Origin of the sequence: Streptomyces sp. CBMA123, from assembly GCF_014596465.1 — a bacterium.
Classification (GTDB): domain Bacteria; phylum Actinomycetota; class Actinomycetes; order Streptomycetales; family Streptomycetaceae; genus Kitasatospora.
Genome location: NZ_MECK01000140.1, coordinates 1 through 13,824, shown reverse-complemented (window position 1 = coordinate 13,824; position 13,824 = coordinate 1). Strand labels below are relative to the sequence as shown.

The following is a 13,824-nucleotide window of genomic DNA, read 5'->3' as shown; positions in this document are numbered from 1 at the left end:
CGTCGTCCGCCGCGGCCGGCCCGGCGGCGGCGCCCGCGCCGACCAGGGCGGCCCCGGCCGCCGACGTGCCCTTGAGGATGGACCTGCGTGCGATCGTCATGGTGCTCCGCCTACCGAGTGGGGGTTCGGGATCCGCAGCACTTTAGCGACATGAGCATGTAAAGGCGATGGCTTTTCAACGACCCGTCAATGCACCTTGACGTCGGACGAGTTCACCCGGCCCCCGATCGGAGCGCCCGTACGGACTCCCCCGACGACCGTACGGGCGCTCCTCACTGCTCAGCGGAACGCGGCGATGTTGCGCGCGGCCCAGTCGGCGAAGGGGCGCGGGGCGCGGCCGAGGACCTTCTGGACGTCCGGGCTGATCCGCAGTTCGGCCGGGTTCGGGGCGCCGATGATGTCCAGGGTGTCGTCGGCCAGCTCCGCCGGCATGCCCTGACTCATGGCGGACCTGGCCTCCTCGCGGGTGAGTTCGTGGAACGTCACCGGCGAGCCGAGCGCGGCGGCGATGGCCTCCGCCTGCCGGCGCGGGGTGATCACCTCCGGGCCGGTCAGCTCGTAGACGCCGCCGGTGTGCCGGTCGTCCAGCAGGCAGGCCGCCGCGACGGCGGCGATGTCCGCCGGGTCGACGACCGGCACGCCGACGTCGCCGAAGGGCGCGGCGACGAGCCGGTGTTCGCGGACGGACTCGGCCCACCACAGGGCGTTGGAGGCGAAGCCGCCCGGCCGGAGCACGGCCCACTCCAGGCCGGACTCGCGCAGGGTGTCCTCCAGAGCGCGCATCGCGATCCGGGTCGCACCGAAGGGCCTGGTCACCACGCCCTGGGTGGAGAGCAGGACGACCCGGCGGACCCCACTGGCCACGGCCTCGCCGATCAGCTCGGCCGGGTCGGCCCCGGTGGCGTGCAGGTCGCCGGACAGCAGCAGGAACAGCGCCTTCGCCCCGGCCAGCGCGGGCCTGAGCCCGGCCGGCCGGGACAGGTCTGCCGCCAGGTGGCGGACGCCGTGCGGCACCGGCGCCGCACGCCGCGACACCGCCGTCACCTGCTCGCCCGCCTCGGCCAGTGCCTGGGTCAGCGGTCGGCCGATGTTCCCGGTCGCCCCGGTCACCACGATCATGATCAGCTCCTCGTCGGATGTCGTCCTTGGGTGGTCCACACGCTAGAAGTGCGGACTAACTCTTCGTAAGGACATACCTCCGGGTAAGCTCATGATGTGACAGAAGGCTTCCAGCACAGCCGGGTTGAGACCGTGGCCCGGTATGACGTGTTTCACACCGACTGCCCCGCCCGCGACGTGGTCGACCACGTGACCAGCAGATGGGGCACCTGGGTGCTGATCTCCCTGCGCCGCAACGACCTCCGGTTCTACGAGCTGCGCGAGAGCATCCACGGCATCAGCGAGAAGATGCTCGCCCAGACCCTGCGGGCCCTGGTCCAGGACGGCCTGGTCTGGCGGAAGGTCGAGCCTTCGACGCCGCCCCAGGTCAGCTACGGGCTGACCGAGTTCGGCCGGGAGGTCGGCGAGCCGCTGACCGAGCTGTTCGACCGGATCACCCGGTGGCTACCCCCGCGCGAAGCGGCCTGAAGCCGCCTGAAGCGGCCACGGACACGTCCCGGCCCCGGCGGCCGGGGCTCCGCCGGGGCCGGGACGGGCTCAGGGGTCAGGGACACTGCTTCCAGGCGAGGTGGTACGTGGTGTTGATGCTGCCGTCCGTCGAGTCCATCGTCATGAAGCTGGTGGTGTGGGCCTGGTCGGAGGTGCCACCCGCGACCCGCAGTTCGGTGTTGATGTTGAAGTTGCGCTCCTCGCCGCAGGGGGCGAAGACCAGGGCGGCGACGTCGACGGTGTCGGTGGTCTGCCAGTTGTCATCGGTGAACCCGTCGAAGCGGTGGCTCTGGTAGGTGGTCTCCGAGTCCCCCTGGAAGTAGTAGTTGGCCCGCTCGGTGCCGCTCGCACCGTTCTCCAGGTGGGCGAAGCCGCGGTAGTCGGCGGAGGCGATGGCGTAGGTGAAGCCCTGCGGGACGTGCACCCGCAGGTCGAGCTGGCAGTTCTTCCGGAAGTCGGTCGGCTTGGAGCCCACTCCCACCTGGGCGAGGTAGCTGCTGTAGGTGACGGTGAATGCGGTGTTGTCCGGGGAGACGGCGACGGCCGCTGTTCCGGCCGGGCAGCCGGAGCCGTTGACGGTCGCGACGTCGATGACGATCCGGTCCGGCGGGGTCGGCAGCGGGCCGCCGCCGAAGGTCGAGGAGCCGAGCAGGGCGGCGGAGACGGCGGCGGCAGCCGCCAGGGTGCGGAGCAGCATGGGCTTCCCCTTCGATCGTCCGTGGAGCCGGGAGGACGGCGCGGTGCCGGTCCGGGTGCACTGCCCGCGACCCCGACTTGTTTTGACGTGGATATGTCAGCACATGGCGCGGACCGTGTACAGGGGGTGACACATGGTCACCGGATTCCGCCCGGCGGCCCCCCGGGTGACCTGCGGGCGTGGGGCGGACGGTCGCCGGATCGGCGGCCCGCATAGTCGGAGGGTTGATCACACCGTCCGATCGTGAGACGAGCCGACCATGACCCTGCCTCGCCGGCGGACCGCCGTCACGGCCCTCGCCCTGCTGCTCGCCCTCCCCGGCTGCGGCGCCCCGCAGCCGCCCGGGCCACCGGCCTCCGCCGCCCCGAGCCCGACCCCGAGCCCGACCGGCCCGCGGGCGTTCACCCTGGTCGCCACCGGCGACGTCCTCCCGCACACCGAGATCATCCAGCAGGCCAAGGAGGACGCCGGCGGCGCCGGCTACGACTTCACCGCCATGCTGGCCGGCGTCAAACCGCTGATCAGCGGCGCCGACCTGGCGATCTGCCACATGGAGACCGTCTACGGCGCCGACGGCGGCCCGTACACCGGGTACCCGGCCTTCAAGTCCCCGCCGCAGGTCGCCAAGGCGCTCAAGGACGCCGGGTACACCGCCTGCGACACCGCGTCCAACCACACCCTGGACGACGGCCCGGCCGGCATCCGCCGCACCCTGGACGCGATGGACGCCGTCGGCCTCGCCCACACCGGCTCCGCCCGCACCGCCGAGGAGGCCGGCCGGCCCGCACTGCTGCACGCGGGCGGCGCGACGGTGGCCCAACTCGCCTACACCTACGGCACCAACGGCATCCCGCTGCCGAAGGGCGAGCCCTGGGCCGTCAACCTGATCGACCGGGACCGGATCCTCGCCGACGCCCGCGCCGCCCGGGCGGACGGCGCGGACCTCGTGGTGGTCAGCATCCACTGGGGCACCGAGTGGCAGGACACCCCGAACGAGCAACAGCTCACCCTGGCCCGCGAACTGTCCGCGGCCGGCCAGGGCCCGGGCCGGCCCGACGTCGACCTGATCCTCGGCACCCACGCCCACATCCCGCAGGCCTACGAGAAGATCGGCGACACCTGGACGGTCTACGGTCTCGGCGACCAGCTCGCCGGGCACATGTTCACCTACGACGGCGCCGAGGACCCGCGCGGCAACTGGAGTTCGCTCGCCCGCTTCACCGTCAGCCCGCCCGCCGGCCCCGGGAAGCGGTGGACGGTCGGCCGGGCCGAGTTCGTCCCCCAGATCACCGACCTCGGCCCGCCCTACCGGGTGCTCGACCTGCGTGCGGCCGTCCGCCGCGACCCCGGCCGCGCCGACTGGGCCCGCGCGCTGGACCACATCCGCACGGTGGTGCTCAGCCGCGGCGCCGGAGCGGCGGGGCTCACCATGGCACAGTGACGGCCGGTCGGCGTATCACTGCCGGGCCGCTCAGACGACGATCACCCTGCGCCCGCGGGTGTGGCCGGCCCGGCTGTCGATGTGCGCGGCCGCGGCCTCGGCCAGGGGGTACGAGGCGTCGACCGGGATGTGCAGCTTTCCGCGCGCGATCAGGTCGGCGGCCTCGGCGAGCGCCGCCGGTACGCTCCCGGCCACACCGGAGAAGCGGACGCCGAGTTCGGGCGCGGCGAGGTCGGCGATGGAGACCACCTTCCGCGGATCGCCGGTCAGGTCGACGAGTTCGTGGATCACCCCGGAGCCGGCCAGGTCGAGGGCGGCGTCGACCCGGCCGAGCCGGCGCACCCGCTCCACCCAGCCCGCGCCGTACGTCGTGGCGGTGGCGCCCAGGCCGCGCAGGTAGTCCTGGTTCCCGGCCCCGGCCGTACCGATCACCGCGATGCCGCGCTCGCGGGCGATCTGCAGCACCGCCGATCCGACCCCACCGGACGCGCCGCTGACCAGCAGGGTCTGCCCGGGGAGCACCCCGACCTCGCCGATGACGCGCAGCGCCGTCTCCACCACGGAGGGGTATCCCGCCGCCTCCTCGAAGCTCAGCCCCTCGGGCATCCGGGCCCAGGCGGAGAGCACGGCGAACTCGGCGTAGGTGTCGGCGCCTTCGCCGAACACGTGGTCGCCGATCGCGACGCCCGCGACCCCCTCGCCCACCTCGTCCACCACCCCGGCGGCGTCCAGCCCGACGCCGGCGGGCAGCCGGAGCGGATGGGCTCCCAGCACCTGGCCCTCGCGGAGCCTCCAGTCCACGGGGTTCACCCCGGCCGCCCGTACGGCGACGCGGATCCGGCCGGGGCCCGCGTGGGGCTCCTCGGCATCGATGAGTTGCAGGACGTCCGGGCCGCCGAACTCGGCGAAGCTCACTTTCTTCATGCCGTCGACCGTAACACTAACGGTTAGTGTTTTGGAACAGTTGCATTTTCCTCCCTGGTAGCATCACCGCATGACCGAGCCGACCGAGCCGACCGGCCGCCGTGAGCGCAAGAAGGCCGCGACCCGTCAGAAGATCGCCGACACCGCCCTGCGGCTCTTCCTGGAACGCGGATACGACGAGGTGGGCATCCGCGAGGTGGCCGCCGAGGCCGACGTCGCCGTCACCACGGTCTTCTCCCACTTCGCCTCGAAAGAGGCCCTGGTGTTCGAACGGGACCAGGACTTCGAGCAGCGCCTCACCCGGGCGGTCACCGACCGCTCGCCCGGCGAGGCGCTCATCCCCGCACTGCGCCGCGAGATCCACGCCATGGTGCGGCACTGCACCGCGGAGGGTGCCGACCCGATCTGGCGCCTGATCGACGGGTCACCCGCCCTGCGGGAGTACGAGGAGTCGATGAGGCTGCGTCACGCGGAGTCGCTGGCCGCGGCCATCGCCGCCCGGCCCGCCCCGGCCCGGTCCGCGACGGCCTGCCGGGCGATCGCCAGGTTCGTGGTCGGCGCCTTCTCGCTGGCGCGCGAGGCGGCGGACCCGGAGGCCGCGGTGGACGAGGTCTTCCGGATGATCGAGGCCGCCTGGGACGCCACGGGCGGGGCCTGAGAACAACCGTGGCCCGTGGCCCGCGTCCAGTTGGACGGGCCACGGGCCACGGGCCCGGCGGCGGCGGAGCGCTACGGCTTGCGGGCGAGGCCTCCGTACACCGAGACCTCATCGTCGGCCTGGGCCGTGGGCTCGCCCAGCTCCGGGTGCCAGCGGTTGATCAGCACCACGCCCGGTTCGTCCAGCTCCAGCCCGGCGAAGAAACGTTCCACCCCGGCGAGCGGACGCGCATGGACCTCTATCCCCGCCTCCGCGTAACGCCGGACGCCCGCCTTGGTCGCCTCCGGCGCGTTGTCCGCCGTACCGGCGGTCAGGGCGAGGAAGCTGCCGGCCGGCAGGGCGTCCAGCAGCTTGCGGACGGGCGGGTGCGCGGCCTCGTCGGAGAGGAAGTGCACGACGTTGATCAGCGTCAGCGCGACCGGCTGGGTCAGGTCCAGGGTGGCGGCCACCGCCGGATCGGCCAGGAACCGCTCCGGATCGCGCAGGTCGCCCTCGACGTAGGCGGTGCGCCCCTGCGGGGTGCTGCTGAGCAGGGCGCGCGAATGGGCCAGCACGATCGGGTCGTTGTCCACGTACACCACCCGGCAGGCCGGGTCCACCGACTGGGCGATCTCGTGCAGGTTCGGCGCCGTGGGGATGCCGGTGCCGACGTCCAGGAACTGGCGGATGCCGTGCTGCTCCGCCAGCCGGCGGACCATCCGGTGCATCACCGCGCGGGCCGCGGTGGCGCCGGCCCGGGCGGCGGGCAGGTCCGCGAGCACCCGGTCACCGACCTCGCGGTCCGCCGGGAAGTTGGTCTTCCCGCCGAGCAGGTAGTCGTAGACCCGCGCGGAGTGCGCCCGGTCGGTCCGCAGGTCCACCTGCGGCAGCTCCTCGAAGTCCACGTCGATCAGCCAGCTGTCCGGCCCGTTGCCGTCCACAGTCGCCCCTCCCCGTTCCGGACTTTGGTCCGGACCACTCAACCACAGGACGTGAACGTCCGTCAGGCGGTTCCCGGCGTCCGCTGAACCTCGCCTTCCGCCTCCCGCAGGGCCGCGGTGAACGAGGGCACCCGCATCGCCGTCAGCAGGCCCAGCACCGGCCCCGCCGTGCAGACCGTGACGTAGAACGGGATCAGCCCCAGGGCGTCGCGGTCGGCCAGCCACTGGGCCAGCAGCGGGAAGGTGCCGCCGAACGCGGCGATGGTGGCCGCGTTGACCACGCCGAGGCCCACCGCCCGCACCTCGGTCGGGAACAGCAGGCCGGTGAACACGTTGAGGGTGCCGAGCACCGTCGCCACCATCATCCCCAGCAGCAGGGCCACCAGTTGGAACGGCAGCCAGCCCCCGCGCAGCCCGGCCAGCAGGATCCCCACCAGCGGGACGGGCAGCCCGAAGCCGATCCGGGCCACCGGCAGCAGGCCGAAGCGGTCGGCGGCCGCGCCGGTGAGCAGCATGGTGACCAGCACGACGGCCAGCACGATCGTCATGAAGGAGGCCGCCCGCTCCTTGTCGATGACGTGGTAGGCGGCGGCGTACTGCGGCAGGTAGGTCAGCGCGAAGTAGTAACCGACCGTGCCGCCGAGGGTGTTGAGGAAGACGGTGAGCACCGCCCAGCGGTGCTCGCGCAGCGTGCGCAGGTAGGACGGGCGCTCGCCCGGCCGCACCCGGGCCCGGGCGCGGTGGAACTCGGCGCTCTCCGGCGCCGCCCGGCGCACCCACACCGCGCCCAGCCCGAGCAGCGCGGCGACCACGAAGCCCCAGCGCCAGCCGCCGTTCTCCAGGCCGGACTTGCCGAGGGTGTGGATCAGTGTGGTGAGCACCCCGAAGGACAGCAGCGAGCCCAGGATGATCCCGCCGTAGGAGACCGAGCTGAACGCGAAGCGGTGCCGGGGCGGGGCGGTCTCGGTCACGTACGCGGCAACGCTCGGCGCCTCTCCGCCGAAGGCCAGCCCCTGCACCACCCGCACCACCACGGCCAGCACCGCCGCCCAGACGCCGATGGTCCGCTGCCCCGGCAGCGCGGCCAGGCCCAGGCTGGCGACGGCGATGACGGCCATGCCGAGGCTGAGCGCGAAGCGCCGCCCCCGGGTGTCGCTGAGCCGGCCTATCAGATAGGAGCCGATCGGCCGGGCCCCGAAGCCGACCGCGAAGGTGGCGTACGCGGCGAGCACCCCGCTGACCCCGCTCTTGCCGTGCCCGAAGAGGTCGGCGGCGAAGTAGGGCGCGAGCACGGCGTAGATGTTCCAGTCGAAGGACTCGACCACCGATCCCACCGTCGCCGCCGCCAACTCCCGCCGCCGGCCCCCGTCCTGCACCCCGTCGCGAGCCGGGGCGGTATCGATGCGATCTGTCATGGCGTCAGCATGACACCGTTCGACCAGCGGAGGAATCGGGTTCGGCGCACGGCTCGGAGGGTCCGGCCCGAGCCGCGGCACCCCCGTGACCGCGGCTCGCCGCCGGACCCGCCGGTCAGTTGTGCACGTCCACGCACGTACCGGTGTACCCCCCGCCGTTGGCGTTGCCGAAGGCGCACCACCGGCCGCCGGCCACGTAGGAGTTCGGCGCGTAGGTCACGTTGTACCAGTTGCCGCCGACCGCGTAGAACGTCGACTCCGCCACCACGACCCCGGCCGGGCTCTTGACCTGGATGTCGGCCGAGGTGCTCGAACCGTAGTGGGTGCTGTTGGTCATCTCGTTCACGAAGAAGCCGCTTCCGTCGACGCTGAAGCAGACCTGCGGGTCGATGCCTTGGCACCCCCCGCCCGAGGCGGGCTGCGGCGGCTCGCTCGACCGGTCGACGGTGAGCACCCCGTCCGCCGTCCGGACCTCCTCGACCAGGACGGCTCCGGCACGGGCCGGCCCGCCCGACGACGGGGTGGCCGCCGAGGCCCCGACGGCACCGGCGCTGCCGAGCGTCGCGACGGCGACCACCCCCGCCACCGCCCCGACCAGGCCCCTGGTCGGACGCGTCGGACGCGGAACGGGCCTGGGCGCGTTCATGGGTTCCTCCTCGGTGTGATCACGTCGGGCGTTCATCCTCCCGGCCGCGCGGCGGCGCCGACCACGACGTTGACCCGACGTTGACCTGACACTTGGGCCGTGGGGGGCTACTCTCGTTCGCGATCCGGGTCGGACGGGCAGGGCGACGGCACGGGTTCGCACGGGATCCAGGGGGCATGGGTGGGGGCTGCTGTTTTCGCCGCGCTGTTGCGGGAGGGACGCCTGTCGGCGGGGTGGAGCCAGGACGAACTCGCGGACCGCTCCGGGGTGTCGGCCCGGTCGATCAGCGCCCTGGAGGCGGGCGGGCGCCGGCCCCGGATGTCCTCGGTGGTCCGGCTCGCCGAGGCGCTCGGCCTCGACCCGGGCACCCGCGCCCGCTGGCTGACGGCCGTCCGGGACGCCGGCCCGGGAACAACGGACCCCGGAACACCGGACGCCCCGGTGGACGCGCCCGTGCAGGCCCCGCCCGTCCCGCGCCCCGCCCCCGGCACCGCGAGCCCCCAGCAACTGCCGATGGCCATCCGGCACTTCACCGGCCGCACCCGGGAACTGCGGCTGCTCGACGAGTTGCTGGCCGACGTCGCCCCCGGCGGCGGCACCGACGCCGTGCCCGGCTGCGGCGCCGTGGTGATCTCGGCGATCGCCGGCACCGCCGGCGTGGGCAAGACCACCCTGGCCGTGCACTTCGCCCACCGGGTCGCCGACCGCTTCCCCGACGGCCAGCTGTTCGCCAACCTGCGCGGCTTCGACCCGGCCCGGGCGCCGGTCGACGCCGCCGACGTGGCCCGCGGCTTCCTGGACGCGCTCGGCGTCCCGGCGCCGCGCGTCCCCGCCGACCCGGACGGCCAACTGGCGCTGCTGCGCAGCCGGCTGGCCGGCACCCGGACCCTGATCGTCCTCGACAACGTCCGCGAGGCGGAGCAGGTCCGCCCGCTGCTGCCCGGCTCCGACACCTGCCTGGTCGTGGTCACCAGCCGCAACCGACTGCCCGGACTGGTCGCCCTGGACGGCGCCGTCCCGCTGCCCCTGGACGTGCTCTCCCCCGCCGAGGCGCGTGAACTCCTCGCCCGCCGCCTGGGCACCGCCGTCGTCGCGGGGCAGCAGGAGGCGGCCGACGAGCTGATCGAGCTGTGCGCCCGGCTGCCGCTGGCACTGAACATCGCCGCCGCCCGGGCCGCCGACCACCCCGGCACCCCGCTCGACGTCTGGGCCCGCGAACTGCGCGACTCCCGGGTGCGCCTGGACCTCCTCTCGGCCGGCGACAGCCACGCCGACGTCCGGGTGGTGCTCTCCTGGTCGTACCGGGCGCTGTCCCCGCGCGCCGCCCGGCTGTTCCGGCTGCTCGGCCTGCACCCCGGCCCGCACATCAGCGCGGCGGCGGCCGCGAGCCTCGCGGGCCTGCCGCTGCCCGAGACCCGCGCCCTGCTGGAGGACCTGCACCGGGCCCACCTGATCACCGCGCCGGAGCGGGACCGGTACACCTTCCACGACCTGCTGCGCGCCTACGCCGCCGAACAGGCCGCCGCCCTCGACTCCCCGCCGGACCAGGCCGACACGACCCTGCGGATGCTCGACCACTACCTCCACACCGCGCACCGGGCGGCCTGCCTCGCCTACGCGGACGACGCCGCCTGGCAGCCGCTCGGCCTCGCGCCGCCCGCCGCCGGGGTGGCGCCCGAGGACCTCGCCGACCGGCGGCGGGCGCTCACCTGGTACCGGGAGGAGCAGCCGGTGCTGGAGCGGATCGTCGACACCGCGCACCGGGCCCGGTGCGACGTCCACGCCTGGCAGCTGGTCGGCGCCCAGGTGCCGTACCTGCTCAAGTCGGGCCTGTGGCAGCAGTGGCAGCGGGCCAGTGAGACCGCGTTGGCCGCCGCCGAACGCACCGGGGACCTCGGCCGGCAGGCCCACGCCCACCGCTGGCTCGGCCAGGTGCACCGCTCCCAGGACCGCCAGCCCGAGGCCCAGCGCGAACTGCGCCTGGCCCTCGACCTGTTCGACACCCTCGGCGACCGGCCGCGCCAGGGCCGGACCCGGCTGGACCTCGCCATCGCCCACGGGGAGGAACAGGCCAACGCCGAGGCCGTCGCCGAGTCCCGCCGGGCCCTGGAGCTGTTCCGGGCCATCGACGACCCCTCCGGGCAGGCCCTCGCCCTCAACAGCATCGGCTGGTACCTCGCCCAGCAGGGCGAGCTGCGGCAGGCGCTCCCCTACTGCCGGCAGGCCCTGGAACTGGCCCGCGCCACCGGCAACCTGCCCGGCCAGTCGTCTATCTGGGACAGCATCGGCTTCGTCCACCACCACCTCGGCGAGTACCACGAGGCGCTCCCGGCCTACCGGGAGTCGCTGCGCCTGCGGCAGCGGATCGGCGACTACTTCCTCCAGGCCGAGATCCACACCCACCTCGGCGACACCCACCTCGCCCTCGGCGACACCGGGGCCGCCCGGGCCGCCTGGACCAGCGGCCTCGCCATCCTGGAGGACCTCCAGCACCGGGACGCCGACGCCGTCCGGGCCCGGCTGAACAGCTGCCCCGGCCCGGGTTGACGACTGCCCGCCGTCAGCCGGCCGCGGCGAGGAAGCCTTCGACGGCGGCGCTGAACGCCCCCGGGTCGTCCAGCCACGGGTAGTGGCCGGCGCCCGGCTGGACGGTGAGCACCGCCCCGGGGAAGAGCGGGGCGGCGTCGGCGGCGGCCCGGGCGGTGGGCCACAGGTCCAGTTCGCCGACCAGCAGCAGGGTCGGGCAGGGCAGCGCGGCCAGGCGGCGCCGGAGGTCCCCGGCGTCGGGCGCGTAGTCCCGGTAGTAGTGCTCGCTGACGGTCAGCGCGCGCTGGGCGGCGTCGGCGGCGGCGTGGGCGCGGGCGGTCTCGTCCCAGCGGCCGTACATCAGCGGCTCGAAGGCGAACCGGTACGGCGCGGCCTCGGCGAAGCTGTTCGCGGTCACCATCCGCCGGTGCGCTGCCACCGCCTCGGCGTGCCAGGGCTCGCCGGCCCGGGCCGCGATCACCTCCCGCACTCCGGTGTCGGAGGGCAGGCCGACGCCGGCGAACGACGGGTCGACCAGGGTCAGGCTGGTCAGCCGGTCGGGGTGGGCGGCGGCGTGGAGCATGGCCAGGCTGCCGCCGGCGGAGTGGCCGAGCAGGTCGACGCGGTCGAGGCCGAGGTGGCGGCGCAGCGCCTCGACGTCGGCCACCAGGCGGTCCACCCGGTAGCTGGCCGGGTCGACGGGCGTCGCGGAGGCGCCGGTGCCCCGGATGTCGGGCAGGATCAGGGTGCGGTGGGCGGACAGGCCGCCGAGGTCGCCGAGGTACTCGGCGGCGCGGCCGGGGCCGCCGGGGAGGCAGAGCAGCGGCGGGCCGTCGCCCACGGTGCGGAAGGCCAGCTCGGTGCCGTCGTACGAGGTGAAGAACTCCATGGCGGACAGCCTGCGGGGTGGTGGCCGGGCTCGGCTATCGTTCAGCCACGGCTAAACGATCGGGGGCGGGACGGGCGTGGCGGTGGAGATCCGGCTGTCGGCGGCCGAGGTGGCCCGGGTGCGGCTCGCGGTGTCACCCCTGGCGGAGACGGTGCTCGGGGTACGGGCGGCGCTCGGGGTCGGCGGGCACCAGGTGCACCGGCCGTGGGTGCGCGAGGCGGAACCGGTGCTGGCGGCGGAGCCGGACCTTCCCCTGCTGCGGGCGCTGCTCGAGGGCTGCCTGCCGGCCTTCCTGTTCCCGGTGCCGGACCGGCGCCTGCCGGCGTACGACGCCGAGTCGGCCGGCCTGCGGGCGACGGACCCGGGGTACGTCGCGGCCGAGTGCGCGGCCGCCCTGGGCTCCCGGGCCGGGGAACTCCCGGCGCCCGCGGAACTGCTGGAGCGGACCGCCGACGCGCTGACCCGCTGCCACGAACGGCTGGTCGCCCCGCACTGGGGGCGGATGCGGGCGGTGTTGGAGAAGGACCTCGGTCAGCGGGCGATGGCCCTGGTGGACGGCGGAGTGGAGGCCGTCTTCGCCCAACTGCACGCCGATGTGACCTGGCGGGAGGGCCAGTTGGTGGTGCACGGGCGCCGCCGTACGGGCACCGCGTGGACGGTCGAGGCGGGCGGGCACGGGCTGGTGCTGATGCCCTCGGTCTTCGGCTGGCCGGACGTCATCGTCGACTACTCCCCGCGCACCGCCGCCTCCATCCGCTACCCGGCCGCTGGCGTGGGCCTGCTCTGGGAACAGCCCCGGCCGACCTCGGCCGGCCTCGCCGCCGTCCTCGGCCGCACCCGGGCCGCGCTGCTCGCCGAACTCGCCGAGCCGCTGAGCACCCCCGAGCTCGCCACCCGCCTCGGCGTCACCCCCGGCGCCGTCTCCCAGCACCTCGGCGCGCTGCGCGGGGCCGGCCTGGTGAGCACCCACCGCAGCGGCCGTACGGCGGTACACCTGCGCACGCGCACGGGCACGGCGCTCACCACCGGACCGCCGGGCTGACCGGGGGCCGGTACGGGTTCCCTGCCGTACCGGCCCCGGGGGCTACGCGGAGGTGCCCGTACGGTTGCGGCGGCCGAGCAGGAAGCCCGCCACCGCGCCGAGGACGCCGACCACGATGCCGGCGATGCCCAGGCCCCGGGCGGTCGAGTCGCCGCTGCTCGCGGTCGCGGTGGCGGTCCCGGTGGCCGTCGGCGTGGCCTGCGCGCTGCTCCTCGGTGCCGGGTCCGGCTTGGTGCCGGGGGCGGCGCTCGCGGAGGCGGTGCTGTCCCCGTCGTCGGCGGTCGCGGCCGTGAGGTGCAGCACCGGGGCGGGGTTCTTGGGCTCGGGCTGCCCGGCCTGGGGCTCCTCGATCCAGCGCACCACAGTGCCGTCGCTGTAGGTCTGGAGGGCCTTGAAGACGACCGTGTCGGTACCCTCGGGCAGCGCGCCGAGGTCGACGGGGAAGTCCTGGTAGTGGCCGGGGGCGATCTGGCCGCCGGTCCAGACGATCTGCGAGACCACGTCGGTGACGTCCCCGTCGTCGGTGTGGATCGGGGTGGCGAGCTTGGTCGTCGTGATCTTGTCGGTCCAGCCGGGCACCGGCGCGACCATCGCCGAGGGGACGGGGTGGTCGGCGGGGAAGTCGATCTCCACCGTGACCGTGCTCTTGGTGTCGTCCTCGTCCGGCACCCGGAACGCGAAGGTCTGGTCGGTGGCGTTCCTGGGCACGCTGGACGGATCGATGACGACGTGCGCGGAGGCGGTCGTGGCGGCGGCCAGCACGGTGGCGGCGGCCACGGCGGCGACGGCGGCCAGGTGGGTCACACGGGTCGGGGCGGTCTTCATGGCGTGGGTGATCTCCGAAGCTGGGCACGCGGGTTCACGCTCACGGGCGGCGGACGCGCCGGTGGACCGGCGCCGCCGTGCGGGCGGGTCGCGTGCGGTTGTGATCAGGGACGGCGGAACGGCCCCGCGACCGGGAGGCCCCGGTCACACGGCCGCGTACCGGGGCGGACCTCGCCTGATCACCACGTGCCGCAGCACCGCCCGCCGCGGCCGACCCGGTCGGCCGGTCCACC

General features: G+C 74.5%; 13 protein-coding genes. 5 read left to right on the top strand and 8 right to left on the bottom strand.

The window, feature by feature from the left end; translation table 11 throughout:
- Positions 1 to 279 precede the first annotated feature (279 nt).
- Complete coding sequence (locus BG452_RS17770; RefSeq protein WP_188305294.1) at positions 280 to 1,119, bottom strand: SDR family oxidoreductase; 840 nt, start codon at positions 1,117 to 1,119, stop codon at positions 280 to 282.
- 96 nt (positions 1,120 to 1,215) lie between these two features.
- Here BG452_RS17770 and BG452_RS17765 point away from each other — a divergent pair, with 96 nt between their 5' ends.
- Entirely contained in the window at positions 1,216 to 1,587 is a 372-nt protein-coding gene (locus BG452_RS17765; RefSeq protein WP_188305293.1) for a winged helix-turn-helix transcriptional regulator, read from the top strand.
- Between the two features lie 76 nt (positions 1,588 to 1,663).
- Here BG452_RS17765 and BG452_RS17760 read toward each other — a convergent pair whose 3' ends face one another.
- Positions 1,664 to 2,305: a DUF4360 domain-containing protein gene (locus BG452_RS17760; RefSeq protein WP_188305292.1), complete on the bottom strand. Its 642-nt coding sequence runs from the start codon at positions 2,303 to 2,305 to the stop codon at positions 1,664 to 1,666.
- Between the two features lie 259 nt (positions 2,306 to 2,564).
- On the opposite strand from BG452_RS17760, the gene BG452_RS17755 reads away from it, so the two are divergent.
- Entirely contained in the window at positions 2,565 to 3,746 is a 1,182-nt protein-coding gene (locus BG452_RS17755; protein WP_188305291.1) for a CapA family protein, read from the top strand.
- A gap of 30 nt (positions 3,747 to 3,776) precedes the next feature.
- Here the strand turns inward: BG452_RS17755 and BG452_RS17750 are convergent, their stop codons facing one another.
- Complete coding sequence (locus tag BG452_RS17750) at positions 3,777 to 4,670, bottom strand: NADP-dependent oxidoreductase (protein WP_188305290.1); 894 nt, start codon at positions 4,668 to 4,670, stop codon at positions 3,777 to 3,779.
- A 70-nt stretch (positions 4,671 to 4,740) separates the two neighbouring features.
- Between BG452_RS17750 and BG452_RS17745 the strand changes: the two genes are divergently transcribed.
- A complete protein-coding gene (locus BG452_RS17745) occupies positions 4,741 to 5,328 on the top strand; it encodes a TetR/AcrR family transcriptional regulator (RefSeq protein WP_188305289.1) in 588 nt (195 codons plus the stop codon).
- A gap of 71 nt (positions 5,329 to 5,399) precedes the next feature.
- Here BG452_RS17745 and BG452_RS17740 read toward each other — a convergent pair whose 3' ends face one another.
- From BG452_RS17740 to BG452_RS17730, 3 genes are all read right to left on the bottom strand, one after another.
- Positions 5,400 to 6,248, bottom strand: coding sequence for an SAM-dependent methyltransferase (locus tag BG452_RS17740; RefSeq protein WP_411292967.1), 849 nt, complete (start codon positions 6,246 to 6,248; stop codon positions 5,400 to 5,402).
- A gap of 62 nt (positions 6,249 to 6,310) precedes the next feature.
- Positions 6,311 to 7,663, bottom strand: coding sequence for an MFS transporter (locus BG452_RS17735; protein WP_188305288.1), 1,353 nt, complete (start codon positions 7,661 to 7,663; stop codon positions 6,311 to 6,313).
- 115 nt (positions 7,664 to 7,778) lie between these two features.
- Positions 7,779 to 8,309, bottom strand: coding sequence for a hypothetical protein (locus tag BG452_RS17730; RefSeq protein WP_188305287.1), 531 nt, complete (start codon positions 8,307 to 8,309; stop codon positions 7,779 to 7,781).
- Positions 8,310 to 8,489: 180 nt separating this feature from the next.
- Here BG452_RS17730 and BG452_RS17725 point away from each other — a divergent pair, with 180 nt between their 5' ends.
- Positions 8,490 to 10,856, top strand: a complete 2,367-nt coding sequence (locus BG452_RS17725) for an ATP-binding protein (RefSeq protein ID WP_188305286.1) — start codon at positions 8,490 to 8,492, stop codon at positions 10,854 to 10,856.
- Between the two features lie 13 nt (positions 10,857 to 10,869).
- Here BG452_RS17725 and BG452_RS17720 read toward each other — a convergent pair whose 3' ends face one another.
- On the bottom strand, positions 10,870 to 11,724 hold the full coding sequence (locus BG452_RS17720) for an alpha/beta fold hydrolase (RefSeq protein WP_188305285.1): 855 nt from the start codon (positions 11,722 to 11,724) through the stop codon (positions 10,870 to 10,872).
- A gap of 76 nt (positions 11,725 to 11,800) precedes the next feature.
- Between BG452_RS17720 and BG452_RS47695 the strand changes: the two genes are divergently transcribed.
- Positions 11,801 to 12,766: a DUF5937 family protein gene (locus tag BG452_RS47695; RefSeq protein WP_317621105.1), complete on the top strand. Its 966-nt coding sequence runs from the start codon at positions 11,801 to 11,803 to the stop codon at positions 12,764 to 12,766.
- 42 nt (positions 12,767 to 12,808) lie between these two features.
- Here the strand turns inward: BG452_RS47695 and BG452_RS17710 are convergent, their stop codons facing one another.
- Entirely contained in the window at positions 12,809 to 13,591 is a 783-nt protein-coding gene (locus BG452_RS17710; RefSeq protein ID WP_188305284.1) for a YcnI family protein, read from the bottom strand.
- Positions 13,592 to 13,824: the final 233 nt, after the last annotated feature.